Origin of the sequence: Bacillus sp. F19, from assembly GCA_023823795.1 — a bacterium.
Classification (GTDB): Bacteria; Bacillota; Bacilli; order Bacillales; family Bacillaceae; genus Bacillus_P.
Map to the genome: position 1 here is coordinate 1,182,184 of CP085710.1, position 16,554 is coordinate 1,198,737.

18 protein-coding genes and 1 pseudogene are annotated in these 16,554 nt (G+C 38.4%); 13 read left to right on the top strand and 6 right to left on the bottom strand.

All coding sequences use genetic code 11. From position 1 onward, the window contains the following. Window positions 1–144: 144 nt before the first annotated feature. The 3 genes and pseudogenes from LIT25_06025 to LIT25_06035 all read right to left on the bottom strand — a co-directional run bounded on the left by LIT25_06025 (window position 145) and on the right by LIT25_06035 (window position 2,540). A pseudogene (locus tag LIT25_06025) lies at window positions 145–1,049 on the bottom strand (NAD(P)/FAD-dependent oxidoreductase). 222 nt (window positions 1,050–1,271) lie between these two features. Further along, the gene (locus tag LIT25_06030) at window positions 1,272–1,670 is read right to left on the bottom strand and encodes an Rrf2 family transcriptional regulator (GenBank protein ID USK34905.1); all 399 of its coding nucleotides are present in this window, start codon (window positions 1,668–1,670) and stop codon (window positions 1,272–1,274) included. A gap of 384 nt (window positions 1,671–2,054) precedes the next feature. Further along, on the bottom strand, window positions 2,055–2,540 hold the full coding sequence (locus LIT25_06035; protein USK34906.1) for a DinB family protein: 486 nt from the start codon (window positions 2,538–2,540) through the stop codon (window positions 2,055–2,057). Window positions 2,541–2,682: 142 nt separating this feature from the next. Between LIT25_06035 and LIT25_06040 the strand changes: the two genes are divergently transcribed. The 7 genes from LIT25_06040 (at window position 2,683) to LIT25_06070 (ending at window position 7,963) form a co-directional block, all read left to right on the top strand. Beyond that, window positions 2,683–3,513, top strand: a complete 831-nt coding sequence (locus LIT25_06040; GenBank protein USK34907.1) for a GNAT family N-acetyltransferase — start codon at window positions 2,683–2,685, stop codon at window positions 3,511–3,513. A gap of 159 nt (window positions 3,514–3,672) precedes the next feature. Next, window positions 3,673–4,425, top strand: coding sequence for a hypothetical protein (locus LIT25_06045; protein ID USK34908.1), 753 nt, complete (start codon window positions 3,673–3,675; stop codon window positions 4,423–4,425). A 166-nt stretch (window positions 4,426–4,591) separates the two neighbouring features. Next, the gene (locus LIT25_06050) at window positions 4,592–4,750 is read left to right on the top strand and encodes an NUDIX hydrolase (protein USK34909.1); all 159 of its coding nucleotides are present in this window, start codon (window positions 4,592–4,594) and stop codon (window positions 4,748–4,750) included. Next, entirely contained in the window at window positions 4,729–5,001 is a 273-nt protein-coding gene (locus LIT25_06055) for a hypothetical protein (GenBank protein USK34910.1), read from the top strand. The genes LIT25_06050 and LIT25_06055 overlap by 22 nt, the downstream gene beginning before the upstream one ends. A 53-nt stretch (window positions 5,002–5,054) precedes the next feature. Next, complete coding sequence (locus tag LIT25_06060; protein ID USK34911.1) at window positions 5,055–5,591, top strand: DinB family protein; 537 nt, start codon at window positions 5,055–5,057, stop codon at window positions 5,589–5,591. A 71-nt stretch (window positions 5,592–5,662) separates the two neighbouring features. Next, window positions 5,663–6,937 carry an MFS transporter gene (locus LIT25_06065; protein ID USK34912.1) on the top strand — a complete coding sequence of 425 codons (1,275 nt, stop codon included), beginning with the start codon at window positions 5,663–5,665 and terminating at the stop codon, window positions 6,935–6,937. Between the two features lie 555 nt (window positions 6,938–7,492). Beyond that, window positions 7,493–7,963 (top strand): GNAT family N-acetyltransferase, encoded by a 471-nt coding sequence (locus tag LIT25_06070; protein USK34913.1) that lies wholly within the window; start codon window positions 7,493–7,495, stop codon window positions 7,961–7,963. Window positions 7,964–8,407: 444 nt separating this feature from the next. Here the strand turns inward: LIT25_06070 and LIT25_06075 are convergent, their stop codons facing one another. Further along, window positions 8,408–9,316 (bottom strand): endonuclease/exonuclease/phosphatase family protein, encoded by a 909-nt coding sequence (locus tag LIT25_06075; GenBank protein ID USK34914.1) that lies wholly within the window; start codon window positions 9,314–9,316, stop codon window positions 8,408–8,410. Window positions 9,317–10,079: 763 nt separating this feature from the next. Beyond that, window positions 10,080–10,835: an alpha/beta fold hydrolase gene (locus LIT25_06080; GenBank protein USK34915.1), complete on the bottom strand. Its 756-nt coding sequence runs from the start codon at window positions 10,833–10,835 to the stop codon at window positions 10,080–10,082. Window positions 10,836–10,997: 162 nt separating this feature from the next. On the opposite strand from LIT25_06080, the gene LIT25_06085 reads away from it, so the two are divergent. From LIT25_06085 to LIT25_06110, 6 genes are all read left to right on the top strand, one after another. Continuing rightward, complete coding sequence (locus tag LIT25_06085) at window positions 10,998–12,230, top strand: MFS transporter (GenBank protein ID USK34916.1); 1,233 nt, start codon at window positions 10,998–11,000, stop codon at window positions 12,228–12,230. 10 nt (window positions 12,231–12,240) lie between these two features. After that, window positions 12,241–12,393: a hypothetical protein gene (locus LIT25_06090; protein USK34917.1), complete on the top strand. Its 153-nt coding sequence runs from the start codon at window positions 12,241–12,243 to the stop codon at window positions 12,391–12,393. 170 nt (window positions 12,394–12,563) lie between these two features. Then, a complete protein-coding gene (locus tag LIT25_06095; GenBank protein USK34918.1) occupies window positions 12,564–13,091 on the top strand; it encodes a helix-turn-helix domain-containing protein in 528 nt (175 codons plus the stop codon). 31 nt (window positions 13,092–13,122) lie between these two features. Next, window positions 13,123–13,914 carry a CPBP family intramembrane metalloprotease gene (locus tag LIT25_06100; protein ID USK34919.1) on the top strand — a complete coding sequence of 264 codons (792 nt, stop codon included), beginning with the start codon at window positions 13,123–13,125 and terminating at the stop codon, window positions 13,912–13,914. 19 nt (window positions 13,915–13,933) lie between these two features. After that, on the top strand, window positions 13,934–14,833 hold the full coding sequence (locus LIT25_06105) for an ABC transporter ATP-binding protein (protein ID USK34920.1): 900 nt from the start codon (window positions 13,934–13,936) through the stop codon (window positions 14,831–14,833). Beyond that, complete coding sequence (locus tag LIT25_06110; GenBank protein USK34921.1) at window positions 14,826–15,653, top strand: ABC transporter permease subunit; 828 nt, start codon at window positions 14,826–14,828, stop codon at window positions 15,651–15,653. Before LIT25_06105 ends, LIT25_06110 begins: the two co-directional genes overlap by 8 nt. A gap of 116 nt (window positions 15,654–15,769) precedes the next feature. Here LIT25_06110 and LIT25_06115 read toward each other — a convergent pair whose 3' ends face one another. Continuing rightward, window positions 15,770–16,537, bottom strand: a complete 768-nt coding sequence (locus tag LIT25_06115; protein ID USK34922.1) for a SurA N-terminal domain-containing protein — start codon at window positions 16,535–16,537, stop codon at window positions 15,770–15,772. Window positions 16,538–16,554: the final 17 nt, after the last annotated feature.

The following is a 16,554-nucleotide window of genomic DNA, read 5'->3' on the forward strand; positions in this document are numbered from 1 at the left end:
ATCAAGTTTTGAATTCGGTTAATCAGTGCAAACAAATCAACTAACAAATGAAACAGCATACCAATTGGCATTGTAATTTGTATGCTCTTTTGTTGATTTGATCGGTTTTTACAAAAAGCACCCTTTAGCTGCAGATTACCGTAATCAAAAACGTTCCATAGTTAGATCAGTATTTACGGAAACTGCAGCTTTACTGCCATCTGCGGCAGAAATCATTAATGAGGAAGGTCCGGATTTTTCAGTTTCTCCCGCAATATATATATTTTTTTGTGTTGTTCTACCAACACCATCTGTTACAACTGTTCCGTTTTCTTGAACTTCACACCCAAGCTTCTCGGCAAATTGATTTGGACGATAAAAAGATGGAACAACAAACCCAGCTGATCTTATGATCGTTTCTCCTGATAAAAATTCAATCTTTTGTAGATAACCGTCATCACCTATTAAGTTTTTTATCGGCTCCGATTTTATTATGATATTGCGTTTTGTAACTCTTGAACTCCTTCTTTAGAAAGTTCCGCTCCATTTGTTATGACTACTATATCCTTCGACCAGTTATAAATTAATTTTGCCATATGCAGGACATGCTCTTCTTTTTCTGCTATTACAATTAATGGCTTATCCCTTAACTCCCAGCCATCACAATACGGGCAGCTAAAAAGGCTTTTCCCATAATAATTTCTCACACTTGGAATAGAAAATATCTCTTGAATACCGGTGGCTAATATAATCTTTTCTGCAGCAAATTCCTGACCATCTGTTGTTGTAACAAAAAATCTTTCATTGCCAATATCTTTGATTATTTCAGTAATTGTGGTATTAAAATATGATACGGATGGATAATTCTCCAACTCTTTTAACCCTATTTCTTTAAACCCTTGTGGTTTTATCCCATCTCGAGTAATAAATCCATGTGACTCTTGTGTGACTCTATTCCTGTTCGTTCCATCGTCAAATAATGCAATCTTTTTCCTGGCCCTCCCTAAAGTTAAACTAGCACTTAACCCAGAGGGACCTCCACCTATAATGATACAATCAAAAACATTCATTTTTTTACCTCCCTATTCATTTTTTTCACCTGTTTTAACAACCATTAAAGACCTTTTATGTCTATAATTAAACTAAAAAAATGACATACGTCACTTATTAATCTGTATCCACACAATTATCAATGTTAATTTTCATAAAAATCCTTGCTCAATTCGACTCCAATTTTAACGACATTAAAGATATTTTATATCCGCAATTGCGGTATAAAAGACAACTTTGTTTTATATTGTTGTCCTTTTATCAATCAAATCAGCGATTGTTTGTTTTCTTAGTTCTTCTTCCATTTTTTCTTCTGATCTCAACATGACTTTTTGAATTGAGCATTCAGATCCATGATCATAATCACAATCAAACAAAGAAGACTTCCCTTCAATTGCATAGATAATATCGAGAAAAGAAATGGATTCCCACCCCTTAGTTAATGAGTATCCGCCATTAGCTCCTGAAGCAGAAGTAACCATGCCTTCTTTAACAAGCTTTGTTAGTATCTTAGATAAATAAGTAGGTGATACTTTTTGCTGTTCTGCCAGCATCTGTACACCAACAGGTTTTGCGGAATTTGACAATGCTAAGTGCAGCATCGTGTGAAGAGCGTAATTAGTGGCTTTTGAATACTTCAATGGTTTTCATCATCTCCCTATAAAAGACTTTAAGAGTCTGTAATGTCCATTATAATTCAGGTGATTTGATTGTCAAGTTAAAGGTAATCTTACTCTCAAAATATACACAATCTTAAAAGTTGCTTTTCCACTAACCAGCCCGTTCGTTTAAGTGAAAATCTTCACAATTTCCATGATGTGTTTTAACATAGATCTTCGATTTTATTAATAACGTTCTATAACAATCTGACCGATGATCAGAAATCTAGAAACCATTCTTCAACTAAACTGCTGGAATTTCCATTTTATCATTGATTATATCAACGAAAAATCAGACCATTTTCATGCTAAATGGTCTGCTGATAAGTATGCGATTTTACTGTTTTGCACCTCTGAACTTTTTGACTAAGCAGTCTGTTCCGCTTTTTTAATGGCTTTGAAGATGCGCTTTATTGTTTCAATATGCATGGCTTCGTGATAGAAACTGAATAAAAAGGTCTCTCCTACAGTATGAAATGTAATGCCGGCCCGGTTGGTGAAAGGCTCTTTCAACTTTTGATGAAAGTGACCCGGGATGTACTCCTTTAACCTATCCTTTTGATTTTTCAGCACTTCTGAAATCTCAGCAAATGAAGGCGGTGTTCCATTCCAATCAGACGGTTTAGTGCCAGCGCTGAACAGCTCCTTGTAATGCCCAGGAACTCCAGCTTCTTCTCCAGCGAGTTCAAAAACAAGCTTTTCCTGTATGTAGGCAATATGTCCAAAGTTCCAGCGGATGTTATTGTTATAGCCTGCAGGAATGATGTCCGCTGTTTCATCAGGTATTTTGCTGAGTGTGTTTTCTGTAATTCCTCTCACAATCTCCATGTGCTGCATAATTGTATGTTCCATGAAAAAATCACTCCTTTATATATAATTTATTCGTGTCTATGCCCTGTTTTCCTCCTCTTTTGCCTTTTTTAAAAGGATTTTTGATTTCTTTTAAAGAATAATACTTTGATAGTCAAAACTTTATAGTTTCTGGAGGAACAATATGTTAACTGAAAAACAGCTGATTGAGATTGGGGAGCTTCAGCATGAATGCGAAGCTAACGATAAAATACAATTAAAACTGAACTGGGAGATGCTTAGAAATCGTTCTGAAAATGAACAGAGTGATTTTCTTCATTATGAAGACGGAAAGCTTGCGGCATTTTTGGGAATATACAGCTTTGGAAAAAAAGCTGAATTATGCGGCATGGTCAATCCAGAGTACAGAAGAAAAGGGATTTTCTCAAAGCTTATGAAACAGGCTTTGTCAGCCTGCACAGAGCAAAAGTACAGGGAAGTTCTTTTTAATGCTCCTGGACAGTCTGCAGCTGCAAAGGATTTTCTGACAACTATTTCATGTGAATATTCCTTTTCTGAATATCAAATGAAGTGGGCGGAAAAAGAACTTGCCGCTGATAATCATGTCACGTTAAGGCAATCTGAACCTAGCGATCTGCCGCTCGAGATTCAGCTGGATGTAAGATGCTTTGGATACATGGAACAAGATGCATCAGATTACAACCATTCCATCAAACGTGAAGATGATCAGGATTTTATTATGATTGAATTTGAAAACAAAGCAGTGGGGAAAATGCGTGTTTCTCATATAAATGGCGAGGCATGGATCTACGGATTTGCTGTGCTGCCTGCTTATCAGGGCAGGGGCATCGGAAGAAATGCCTTGCATAAAATAATCGCAAAGGAAAATGAAGCAGGCTATCCGATCTTCCTTGAAGTTGAGGCTGAAAATGCTCATGCTCTTAAACTGTATGAATCATGCGGATTCAGGTCGTTTCATGTTCAGGATTATTATGAATGGCAGAAAAGCAATTAGAAATCTTTTGTCAGGCGTTATCAATTTATTTGATGACGCTTGTTATCTCTTTTAAGCTGACAGCATGTTTTTTTAAAAAAATAAGAAAAAAATGCTACTCCTCATTAAATGCCTCTTTATAACTTTTTTGACAGGAAGTTATGAGGAGGAATTTTTCTGATGAAAAAAAGGATTGATTTTCTTGCATGCCCTGAGACTTATAAAAAACTGCAGCTCTTTAGCACATGCGAAGAGCTTGACGCATCCATCTACAATCATTTGAAAGATGAGAATAATAGGCTTACCAAAACAATGATTGAGGTTTTAAAGCTTATTGGAAGATACAGTTTGAAGTACATGGGAGTCTCTTTTTTATCAAAAAATAAAATAGGTGAATTAACAGGGAAATGCCGGAGAACGGTTATCCGTGTTTGTCATCAATTAGAGGAATTTGGAATTATCAGGCAGTATGCACTTAAGCGTAAAAGCGACAATCAGCAAACGTCAAATGCTATTGTTATTCTCCCTCATCAGCAAAAGCAAAATGTCACACAAGAGAAGATGCAAAATGTCACACCTTTAAGCCATCCTTCTTTAAGCATAAAAAAAGAATTAAATACGTATCCAGAGATCCAGCCTTTGTCACCTTTTCTCCAATTTCAGCATATGTGCCAATGCTTTACAAAAGATCAAAAATTAATTAACCGCATGTATGGAATTTATACAGCACAAATTGTCCATTTAAATGGTATTTACATAGAAAAGGCGTTATTAAAAATAGGAATTGAATCAGTCAAAATTTTGTTTCAAGCTGTAAAGCGAAAAAAGGTACGCAGCATCACAGGGTACTTTAATGGCGTTCTAAATCAGCTTCTTGATCGATTGTATTATGAGGATATGGAGGAAAATCATTGGAAGTATAAGGAAAGATAAGAAGTTGGTGTGTTCATTAATTTACAATTCACCTGTGACATTCCTGAAAAGCAGAGCATAATCATCTCAAATGACCAAGCACATTCTCTTCGCAGAATTCAGGGAGGAATAGACTATCAGGAGCCGATCAGAATTTGATGACTTTTTAAGCGCAGATGAATCCGAAATGGTTTCATTTCAGCCGTTGGCAGGATCTTTTGTTATTTTCAAATGCAGGGGGAAATTCCTGCTTTGTTTCAGTATAAAGAGAAAGCAATGGGAGCTTCCCGGCGGGAGAAGGAAAATCGGGGAATCTCCAAAAGAATGCGCAATAAGAGAGTTATAGGAGACCGGGCAATTTATTCCGGAACTGGATTTTGCCGGTTTGCTGAAAAAAGAAAGAAGCGCACGGGAAAAGTAAAATACAGTCCAATTTTTTTCGCTGCTGCAGAGGATTTAAAGCTGTTTAAAGTGAATAAGGAAACATCCAAGATTCAATTATGGAACCTTTCTAAAAACATAGGCTCTGTAGATGAAACCCACTTTAGGCTTTTGATCCGGTTGGAAAAGATGCTGAGGGATGGGAATTGGTCATAGAATGAAGAATAAGAGTGTATAAAAGAGAAAATATTTGATAAAGGATGAGGAGCATGAACAAACGCCCGGAACAAAATGAATATGCACAGTATTATGCAGGATATATCAGCATGATACCTGAAGGAGATATTGAACAGCTTTTAAAGCAGCAAGTAAAGGATACCCTGCATTTGCTTAACGACCTTTCTGAAGCAGAAGGGGAATTCAGATACGCAACGGGTAAATGGAGCATAAAGGAAGTGATCGGCCATGTTGTGGATACGGAAAGAATCATGGCATACCGTCTTTTATCCATTGCAAGGGGAGATGCGGCGCAGCTGCCTGGCTATGATGAAAATGCATATGTAGCTCAGGCGAATTTTAATCAGGAGAAGATGGAAGATCTCCTTCAGAACCTGTTCGTTGTCCGAGAGGGAACGCTGCTCCTGCTTAAGAGTTTAAAAGAAAAAGACTGGCTGAGATGGGGAATGGCAAATCAATTGGATGTTACAGTACGTGCGATAGCATGTATTATTGCCGGTCATGAGCTTCATCACAGGAAAATCCTTAAAGAACGCTATTTGGGGGCGAAGGAATTTTCAGCTGGATGAAGCTTGAAGATTACTGCTGTGAAATACTATGGTTAATATAAAATAGAATAAAAGAGAATGAAGGTACATATATGAAACGTATTCACTATAGCTGGATCATTTTATCTGTCACTTTTTTGGCCATTATTGTAGCCGGCATTATCAGATCTTCCTCGGGAGTATTTATCGTGCCTTTTGAGAAGGAGTTTGGCTGGGACCGCCCCGTCATATCGCTTGCTTTTGCTATCAGTCTGTTTCTATATGGCCTGTCAGGACCATTTATGGCTGCCCTGATCGAAGTGCTTGGCTTAAAAAGAATGATGATTCTTGCGATGACCACCTTACTGTCAGGGATTGTACTCACTTTTTTCATGCAGGATTCCTGGCAGCTCATTCTTATATGGGGTGTTATTATAGGTCTTGGTTCAGGGTTGTTTTTGACCGTATTGAGCCCTTATGTTGCAAATCGATGGTTTGTTAAAAGGAGAGGGCTTGCCGTTGGTATTCTGACAGCAAGCACTGCAACCGGCCAGTTGATTTTACTGCCGGTTTTAGCCTGGATCACTGAGGCTTATTCATGGCGGGAAGCCATTTCCCTCGTTTTATTTCTTTGTCTTGGAATGTTTGTAATCATCCTGATTTTTATGAAAAATTCACCAGTGGATATCGGGATTTTGCCTTATGGATCAGAGGATGAAGAACCAATAGAAAGCTCGGTCCAAAAGAAAAATCCGATCATCATGGCATTTCAGGGCTTAATTGAAGCAATAAAAGCAAAGGAATTTTGGCTGCTTGCAGGAAGTTTTTTTATATGCGGACTATCGACGAGCGGGTTGATCGGAACGCATTTTATTCCGGTTTGCATCAGTTTTGGTATTCCGGCAGTGACAGCTGCGGGCTTGCTGTCCTTTATGGGCATCTTTGATTTAATCGGAACAACGGCGTCTGGATGGCTTTCAGACCGATTTGATAATCGCTGGCTGCTGTTTTGGTATTACGGACTTAGAGGTTTGTCTTTGCTGTTATTGCCATATGCATTATTTGAAGGCTCTACAAGTCTACTAATCATTTTTTCTATTTTTTACGGTTTGGACTGGATTGCGACTGTTCCGCCTACGATTGGAATATCGCGGCAAGTCTTTGGGATTGAAAAGAGCGGCATTATTTATGGATGGATATTTGCAGCACATCAAGCTGGTGCTGCAGCGGCTGCCTTTGGCGGGGGAATGATCTATAAGGTTCTCAGCTCTTACACGTGGGCTTTTCTTATATCTGGTCTATTCTGCTTGGTGGCGAGTCTGTTTGTTTTAGTGATTAAGAAGCAGGAAGCACCTGTAATTTTGAAAGACCGTACTGTAAAAGGGTAGCTAGAAAAAGCTGTGCCACATTGAGGACATAGCTTTTTCTAGTTATATAGCCTGGCTCTGTTTCAGACAAACGTCTTTTGTTCACAATTATGCGGAATTAATGGAAAAAGTCTTGGAATTAACTCGAAAAGTCTCGGAATTAACTCGAAAAGTCTTGTAATTCACTCACAGACTAAATGGGTAGTTCGGTATTCCCTTGTCAGAAAGCTCTTTTTCAGTCGCATTACAGATACCGCTTAAAGCGCCTGTAATAAATTACAACTTTATTTTCAGCTGTGAGAAATTTTCATAACCTCGCTTTGATAAGAATGATAAACAGGTATCTCTCCCTGTTTGCGCCCAGTTAAACTTTATAACTGCAGATGAAAAAGGAAGGAGCTGAATCAATTGACTCTATTCTGCTGCTAATACCGCTTCTGCTGTATATAGGATTCTTTTTTTAGGGATCTTTGCGGTCATCTATTTTCTTAAATTAACAAAAGAAAGAAATGATGTTTTAAAAGAGATAAGAGATGAGCTGAATAAAAGACAGCTTTAGTTATAGAGGGGGATTGCATGCAGTTATTAATAAAAAAGATGAGCCGAAGAATGGCTGCTGAAATTCTGCAATGGAACTATGAACCGCCTTATGATTTTTATAACATGGATCTTACAGAAGGCAATATCAATGGAATGCTGTCAAACTCTTATTATGCAGTGGTTGACATGAACAGCAGATTAATAGGCTTTTTTTGCCTGGGAAAACCGGCTCAAGTTCCGAACGGCTCTCTACCGGACATCTATTCAGAGAATATGATTGATATCGGCCTTGGTCTTGAGCCGGACAGAACAGGCAGGGGATTGGGCTATTTGTTTTTTTCGTTCATCCTGCATCATGTTCAGCTGGGATTTCCAAATATGCCTCTAAGATTAACTGTGGCTTCTTTTAATAAAAGGGCCATTCGTCTATACAAAAAAGCAGGCTTCATTGAAACAGTAAGTTTTGACAAGGGGCAGTCAACCTTCTTAGTCATGGTCAAAAAATAAAGGCTCTGTCTTTTAATAGTAAAGGGTTCCGTTTTGAGGTGCTTTTCTGAAATTTCAAATCGAAATGACAGTCGTTTTGACATAGCTAATGGTATATAAAAAAGCAAAACTCGCCGCTGTATTGGCGAGTTTTCTTTATTTTAGTTTACCGGATTCTTATTTAACTAAACCACCCTATAGTTTAAGTAGAGACCTTCACAATCTCTTATAGACTTTAACATAATCCAATCCCTTAAATGTATGGTTCTTGAATCTAACTCATTACAAAAAGACGCCTTCTTATTAAAGAAAAGTGCCCAATTGCTGTAGAAGTGAAGTTGGAGTCCACTAGAGTAATAATCAAGCATTCTAATCTTTATTTTTAAATATCTTAATATAGAAAAAGTCTCAATCCTTTTCGAATAAAGGATCAAGACTTTCCAATTTCTTCTTTCAATAATTGGCTTAGTAAGTCAAAGTCAAATCTGCCATAACAGGATAATGATCACTTGGGAATTGGCCATGTTTATGATCATCGAGAATTTCAATTGTATGCGCTTGGACATTCCCTTTAGAAAGAATCCAATCAATACGCTTCTCCGGCCCTCCACCAGTCGGGTCTTTGAAAGCATTAGCTGTACCAAGTTCTTCGTTAATTCTTGTTTCCGCTACTTTCCATAAATCAACAAATGGTCCTTCCGTCGTAAGGAGTTGATAAGGTTTGCTGTCAGGGCTCGCATTAAAATCCCCTGTTAATACAATAGGAAGCTCTGGATTGAAGGCTTTTATTTTTTCTTTAATTAATTCTGCACTCTTCTCTCTAGCATTTGCAGATTTATGGTCAAAATGAGTATTTACAACATAAAATTGTTGATTGGTTTGCTTGTCAAGAAACTTCGCCCATGTTACCATACGTGGAATTGTATTTCCCCAAGTCATGGATCCTATCACATTTGGTGTATCTGATAACCAAAAGTGGTCATACTCTAAAGGAGTGTAGCGATTTTCATTATAGAAAATAGCTGAGTATTCGCCTTTGCTTCCTCCCTCACGGCCTAAACCAATCCATTCGTATTGCGGCAAATTTTCTTCAAGATCTAGAAGCTGTTTATGTAAAACTTCCTGTGTACCAATAATATCTGGTTGTTCCCTTTCAATGAGTTTTTTAATTGCCGGAAGCCTCTCTGCCCAAGTATGCGGTGAAGGATCACTGCTATTTTGATATCTTACATTATAAGTCATTACCTTTAAATCTACTTCAGATACTTGTTCTGATTCTTCTGAAGCGAACACATTTGATGTTACTGAAAAAGCACTGCCTACCAACATTGCTACAATTGCTACTAATAAAACAGGATTAAACAACTTTCTCAATTTATTTCCCTCCTAGTTTTGTATTCAAAAAAATCATACCGTTTGTATGTAAACTTGATTAAAGAAAAATTTAAATATTCATAAAGATTATTTAATTAGATGAAGGCGTTTAATATCAAGGGTTACAAACTAATAATTAGTATAATAGACTGAGAAATTTAAGATCTTTGGTAAATATTTCAGTGAGGTATTACCTATAAAAAATTACATTCTTTATTAGTATGTAATAATTTTTTCTTTTATTTTACTACTATGTAATAATCTTCTTAATTTCAGAAAAATGGTATAAACAGTAAAGTAGTTGCTGCTATGCGCAAAAAATTAGTCCATGAAAACACCCACTTTAACGAAACATTTATGATTTATTTGCTTTGTATTATATGTAGCATCACTAAGGGAACTACAATTTCAAGTAAACATTCAACATTGATTTGGTAGAAAAAAGAAAATTTAGGTTCTCAAAGTTAGCCCAACTAGCCTGATCCGTTAGTTGAAGAAGGGAAACAACTTTTTCATTATACCGGCACCCAAAATGACATTAATATTGGCAGTCAATTTGGCACTCTTCCTGAATTGTACAATACTTATTGTCCATTAAAAAATGATGTCAATTGCAATGTAAAAAAGCATAAAAAAGTCTAAAATCCTTGGTAAATATAGAAAATGACGTGTGCCAATTCACACGTCATTTCTTATGTCATTTATAAAGAAAGCACCCGAAAACGGAACCCTTTATTTTAATAGATAGAGCCTTTTATGTGCATTAAACGGCAGTCTGATTCAGTACTTTTTTAATAAAGTGAAGCGTCTCATCAATAATCTGCTGCTGGTCATGATCAAGCGTAGCGACATGGTAGCTGTTTTCAAGAGTGATCAGATTTTTATCCCTTGAAGAAATCTCTTCATAAATGACCTTTGAGTTATCCGGCGGGACAACGTTGTCCACTGAGGAAACGAAAATAAGCGCAGGACATGTGATCTCGTACAGGCTGTTTTTTACTAATGCCATGAGCTTATTAATCTCTTTTAATGATTGAACAGGTGTTTTTTCATAAGCAAGCTCGGCTACCGCAGGATTTTTAATGTCAGATCCAATTGCGTCCAGAAATCTGGCCTGAATTTGCTGGGCTCCTGCCATGGTCGGAATATCAATAGCAGCATTTATGGGAATGATCGCTTTTATTTCCGGATGTTTTTGGGCGAGATAGAGAGTAAGGGTGCCTCCCATTGAAAGTCCTGTAACAAAGATGGTGCTGCAGCGCTCAGACAGCCATTGATAGCCTTCTTCAACAGAAGCAGCCCAATCCTCATAAGTGGTTTCTTCCATTTCCTCATAATGTGTACCGTGGCCTTTAAGGCGAGGTCCGCACACAGTGTATCCAGCTTTTGCGTAGGCTTCTCCAAGCGGGCGCATGCTTTGTGTTGAGCCTGTGAATCCGTGTGATACAAGAATCCCAACCGAATTCCCTTCAAAATAAAATGGTTCTGCTCCTTTTAATACCGGATATCTTTCTGACATAAAAAAACCTCCTGCCAATTATTTAAAAACCTCAACGTTTTACCATTCGCTATTAGACTTGCAATCTCCTACTAAAGGATGAGATTCATCCTTCCATTTTAGGATTCAGAAAATGAGAAATTGTGGTAAACTAGCTTTTATCACAAGGTGGAGGGTACATTCATGAAACAGCTTAAACAGATTCATCCGCTTGGGTGGAACATCTTAATCGGCACGATATTCGGCAGAATGGCAACATCCATGAGCATTCCATTCCTTGCCATCTATTTAACGCAAGTGAAAGGCGTCTCTGCGTCCATGACAGGGACGATTATTGCCGTCAGCTCACTTGCCGGCATTTTATCAAGCTTTTATGGAGGCTATTTGTCTGACAAACTAGGAAGGGAAAAAGTGCTGCTGACATCCATCTTTCTTTGGATACTTGTTTTTATTGGTTTTGGAGTGGCAGACAGTGTGCTTTCATTTTTTATAATGAATGCTCTGAACGGGGTGTGCAGATCGGTATTTGAACCAACCACGAGAGCGCTGTTATCGGATATTACCGATCAGAAAAATAAGCTGCTGATTTTTAATTTGAGATATGCTGCCATCAATGTCGGGGTGGTATTCGGACCAATACTTGGCATCTTTTTGGGATCAGCAAAAACGACCTTTCCCTTTTATATTGCTGCCGCGATTTATACCCTTTACGGCATCTCACTGCTGCTCACATTTATGAAAACGGAACTTGCAAGTGAAGCAGATGACACTGCCCGCATTTCATTTCGGGAGGCATTTCATGTAACGAGAAAAGATAAACTGCTTCTGTTAACTTTAGTCGGCATTATTTTATGCATTACAGGATTTTCACAGCTTACTTCTACATTGCCCCAATACTTTGCCATGTCTCCTGAGATTAAGGACGGGGCCAAAACGTTTTCCATTCTGCTGTCCCTGAATGCTGTCGTGGTTTTGATCTTTCAGTATCCGGTTGTCAGAATTGCGAGGAACTATTCTCCCATCAGATCCATTATGCTTGGGAATTTATTTGTCGGTTTAAGCCTTTTCAGCTTTGCTTTTGCAAAAAGCATTTGGATGATCGGCCTGGTTGTCATTTTCTTTACAGTTGGAGAGGTCCTGCTCTTCTCGATGATGGATGTCCTGATTGATGAAATTTCCAATCCTGATATGAAAGGTACTTATTTTGGCGCAATGGGATTTACTCAGCTCGGGAATGTTCTCGGTCCATGGATCGGAGGGCTGCTTCTCGATTCTTACGGTGTCAGTGATCCAGCCATCTTATTCGGCTGTCTGATGCTTATCACATTAAGCGGTCTGCCGGTTCTGCTGCTTGTGAAAAAAGAAATGGAGAAAAAGGAAAAAAGTACAATTATTAAACAGCATGTTCAAGTGTAAGGAAGGAGGGATGCGTACAACGTGCACTTCCTTTTTTTTTGACAGCAAAAAAGTTCAGATAACCTTCGCCATGTTTCGTGATTCTCTTTTAGTTACATACGGTACCAATAAAAGCAGAACGGGTTATCATCATAACCTGCTTGGAAAATTGCTGCCTGCATAACTTCCTCCTTATATAAAGGTTTTATAGAATGATTCAAAGAGAAAATTTGGAAAAAACAATTGATTATTATCAAATGATATATTATTATCAAAATTGATAAATGAAGTTAATTTTTGTAAATTCTATCTTTATTAATAATGATAACAATGAATACACTGGAGGATAAAGACTTGAATAAATCAAAGATGAACCTGATCCTGCATCCTGTGAGAATGAAAATTGTTCAATCTCTGCTGAACGGCAAAGAAATGACTGTTGGCCAATTGGGGGAGCGGGCCAAAGATGTTCCTAAGGCGACACTGTACAGACATCTTAATAAACTTCTTGAAGCCAAGGTCATTCAAGTTGTAAAAGAAAATCAAATTAGAGGAACAGTTGAAAAAGTTTATGCGCTAAATGAACCATCTGTACAGTCGCAGGAAGACTTTTTAAACTTATCAAGTGAAGAGCATTTAGAATTATTCATGAATTTTACAACGCAGCTGATGGGCATGTATGAGAATTATTTACAGAAGGGAGCAGCTGATTTGATGAAAGATGGAGTTAGTTACACTGTAGCAAATGTTCATTTATCAGATTCCGAATTTATAGAACTGATAAAGGGTATGGCTGAACTGCTGCAAAAGGCTATGCTTAATGAACCTTCTCCCGAACGTACAGGAAGAAACATTGCAACGATAGTCATTCCGCAAAAGTAATAAAACGTAACAGCTGGAGAGGGAGAGGCTAATGAAGGGGATGGATTTGAAAATAGCTTTATTGATTGCAGGCATCTGTTTTGGATCTGGTTTTCTTTTGCTGCCATATCAAATGGATTCATTAAAATCAGCGGTGTCTGCAAATGAATTTGAGAAAATGACCGGCGGTGCCTCCATGGTTGTTTTATCTCTAGTATCATCTGTTCAATTATTTATCATGAGTTTCCTCCTTGCATTTCTTGGTTTTAAACTGGCACGAAAAACTGGTTTTTCTTTTGACATCCTTCAATCTCTCTTTGAAAAAGGAAAAAAGAGGCCATTCAACCGTTCATATCTGCTGCTTTCCATTGTTCTTGGAACAGTGGCAGGATTCATAATTGTCGGTTCAGACCGCTTTTACTTTCAGTATCAGATTCAGGAGATAGGGGGAAGCACGCCTGAATTCTCTTGGCTTGGATTATTCGCAGGTGTTCTGGCAGGCGGAGTGTTTGAGGAAACCCTGATGCGGCTGTTTTTAGTCAGTTTGCTGGTATGGATTTTTCAAAAAAAGGCCGGAAGAAAGAGGCATCAGCTGCCGAAATCTTATTTCTGGGCGGCCATCATCATCGCTTCACTAGTATTTGCTGCTGGCCATTTACCGTTCACTTCAATGGTATTTGGTGATTTAACGGGTATGGTTCTTTTCCGCTGCTTCCTGCTGAATGGTATTGGAGGTTTGTTCTTCGGTTACCTCTATTGGAAAAAAGGGTTTGAGTATGCAATTGTCTCGCACATGTTTGCTCATATCTCAATGCAGCTGCTGTTTATTCCATTATTCTATTAAAAAGGGAGCTTGAATACAGATGATTGAAGTCGCGGGTGTTTCAAAAACGTTTGGAAGTCAGACTGTGCTGAAGAACGTCCATTTCAAAGCAGAACAAGGAAAGATTGTAGGGCTCCTTGGACCAAACGGAGCTGGGAAAACAACATTTATCCGAATATTAAACGGCGTCATTAAAGCTGACAGCGGGACGATTTCGATCCTGAATCATGATCCTGTAACACAAGGCGATGAGATCAGAAAGATTTCAGGAATTGTCACAGAAGGTGCAGGTTTGTATCATCAATTAAGCGGTGAAGAAAACTTAGCTTTTTTTGCAGATTTATATGGAGTCAAGGATAAATCCAGAATCATTCAATTGCTTGAGCTGTTTGATCTGGCTGAGCATAAAGATAAACCTGCAGGAACGTACAGTACAGGCATGAAAAAAAGGCTTGCGCTTGGAAAAGCGCTTTTACACAGTCCAAAATTGCTGTTTCTGGATGAACCGACAAATGGCCTCGATCCGGACGGCATCAAAATGGTACTCGCTTATTTGAAAAAATACAACGAAGAAACCGGCACAACTATGATTATCTGTTCTCATGTATTGCATCAGCTGGAACCTGTTTGCGATTCATTTGCTTTTCTTCTGAATCAAACCATTGTTGAGCAAGGCACAATGGCTGAACTTGAGAAAAAGTATTTAAAAGAAATCAAGGTAAAAGTAAACACAGATATGAAGCTTCATAGAAAAGGATACTTGGAGTTTCCTTGTGAACAACGTGCAGAAGGCGAAGTCATTTTCACACTGCCTGCAAAAGAAGACATACCTTTTTTACTGAAGGGGATTTTAGAAAAGCATCATGTCTATTCCGCAGAAATTTTAAATAGTGATCTTGAATCCATTTATTTTAAAGTAAGGGAGATGCACAATGAATAGCGCAATGATGAAGGCGATCATCAAAAAAGATTTAAGGGATATTTTCCGCAGTAAAAATTTGTTTGCTACGCTGATTATTATTCCGGTTATTTTTTCAGCAATCATACCCGCAGCTCTCCTGGGAAGTGCTCTTATTTTTGATATCGAAGAGATGGCGGGAAATGATGCACAGAAGCTGATCAGCAGTTTCCTGACTCATTTGAAACAGGAGAATCTTGTGTTTGAAACAGCCGAACAGCAATTTGTTTATTTGTTTATTAACTACATGCTTCCGTCCTTGTTTTTGCTGGTGCCGATTATCACGGCAAGTGTTGTAGCCGCCAACAGCTTTGCAGGGGAAAAGGAGCGGCGTACACTTGAGAGTCTGCTTTTTTCTCCTGTGCCGATTAAAACACTCTTTGTGAGCAAAATCCTTGGATCTTTTATTCCGTCTCTTCTCGTCTCCTTTTTGAGCTTTTTGCTGAGCGGAATGATTATTAATATTCTGGGGTTTCAGCTGTTTGGAGAAATGATCTTTCCATCTGCCAATTGGCTTGCGCTGATCTTTTGTCTTTCACCAATGGTATCACTAATGACGGTCTTGCTTAACGTCTTTATCTCCTCCCGTGTCAAAACGTATCAGGAAGCGCAGAACATTGGAGGCTTGATTATCCTGCCTGCTGTGGGAATGATGGCTGGTCAGTCAAGCGGTTTATTTTTTGTGGGGGCACAAATTACGCTGCTGATCTCACTTGTGATTCTGATCGTGAATGCCGTTTTGCTGCAGAGAATCACGAAGTACAATGATCGGTTTATGCTATTTGAAAAGCAGATTCATTGAGGGGAATCGAATTTAGGCTGATGGAAATCAGGTTTTCTTTATATGGTAATCCTTGATTTACACTGACAGAACTAAAAAACCCCCTTGCCGTCTCATCTGGCACAGGGGGTTAGCTGTTAAATCTTAAGATCAATCTTCGCGTTTTTCTTCAGTTCTTCCACTTTTTGAGCAAGCAGTTCCTGCTGTTTTTGCTGTTGAAGAGATTGTTCAATCTGAGGTTTTACTTCTTCAAGTTTTGGAACTTCCTGTCCGCTGCTTTTTCCTTGCTCAGCGTATTGGTCATATGTTTTTTGAATTTCTTCGTCTGAGATTTCACCTGCAGGCACTTCTTTTTCAACATACTGTCTGAATTTAATATCATCTGCAATTTGAGCTTCAAGTGTTTTCATGTCCATGCCAGATTTTTTAAGGGCTGCTTCGAATTCTTTTTCCGTTTTAAACTGTTTTTTCGTTTCGCCAATCTGCTTTTTAACGTCTTCATCAGATGCTTTATAGCCTTTTTTGTTTGCCTCTTGAAGAAGCAGGGTTTGTCCGACTAAGCTGTCAAGTGTTTGTTTTTTCACTTGCTCTGCAGCTTCTTTAGAAGTTGGGTCTTGTCCCATTTGCTGCATTTGGCCCTGAGTTGATTGCAGGACGCTGTTATAGTCGCTGCCAAGGATTTTTTCATCATTCACAAGAGCAACAGTTTTCTTTTCATCCACTTGCTGCGCTTTTAATTTCTTTTGCATTTCTTCCATTTGCTTTTGCTGATCCTTCTGCTGATCGGTTTCGGCTGTTTTTGCTTTATCATCCTTTTTTGCTTCTTTGCTTTCTTCATTGCCTCCGCATGCTGCTAAAGCAACGGCCATTAGACCGGTTATTAATGGTAACATGACTTTTTTCATAATCGATCTCCTTCCTC

Bases quoted from the DNA above. Each gene is read 5' to 3' on its own strand.
- LIT25_06035 (USK34906.1), bottom strand. From the start codon at position 2,540: ATGGAACATACAATTATGCAGCACATGGAGATTGTGAGAGGAATTACA.
- LIT25_06040 (USK34907.1), top strand. From the start codon at position 2,683: ATGTTAACTGAAAAACAGCTGATTGAGATTGGGGAGCTTCAGCATGAA.
- LIT25_06105 (USK34920.1), top strand. From the start codon at position 13,934: ATGATTGAAGTCGCGGGTGTTTCAAAAACGTTTGGAAGTCAGACTGTG.
- LIT25_06060 (USK34911.1), top strand. From the start codon at position 5,055: ATGAACAAACGCCCGGAACAAAATGAATATGCACAGTATTATGCAGGA.
- LIT25_06080 (USK34915.1), bottom strand. From the start codon at position 10,835: ATGTCAGAAAGATATCCGGTATTAAAAGGAGCAGAACCATTTTATTTT.
- LIT25_06045 (USK34908.1), top strand. From the start codon at position 3,673: ATGAAAAAAAGGATTGATTTTCTTGCATGCCCTGAGACTTATAAAAAA.
- LIT25_06065 (USK34912.1), top strand. From the start codon at position 5,663: ATGAAACGTATTCACTATAGCTGGATCATTTTATCTGTCACTTTTTTG.
- LIT25_06085 (USK34916.1), top strand. From the start codon at position 10,998: ATGAAACAGCTTAAACAGATTCATCCGCTTGGGTGGAACATCTTAATC.
- LIT25_06090 (USK34917.1), top strand. From the start codon at position 12,241: ATGCGTACAACGTGCACTTCCTTTTTTTTTGACAGCAAAAAAGTTCAG.
- LIT25_06070 (USK34913.1), top strand. From the start codon at position 7,493: ATGCAGTTATTAATAAAAAAGATGAGCCGAAGAATGGCTGCTGAAATT.
- LIT25_06050 (USK34909.1), top strand. From the start codon at position 4,592: ATGGTTTCATTTCAGCCGTTGGCAGGATCTTTTGTTATTTTCAAATGC.
- LIT25_06110 (USK34921.1), top strand. From the start codon at position 14,826: ATGAATAGCGCAATGATGAAGGCGATCATCAAAAAAGATTTAAGGGAT.
- LIT25_06100 (USK34919.1), top strand. From the start codon at position 13,123: ATGAAGGGGATGGATTTGAAAATAGCTTTATTGATTGCAGGCATCTGT.
- LIT25_06055 (USK34910.1), top strand. From the start codon at position 4,729: ATGCGCAATAAGAGAGTTATAGGAGACCGGGCAATTTATTCCGGAACT.
- LIT25_06115 (USK34922.1), bottom strand. From the start codon at position 16,537: ATGAAAAAAGTCATGTTACCATTAATAACCGGTCTAATGGCCGTTGCT.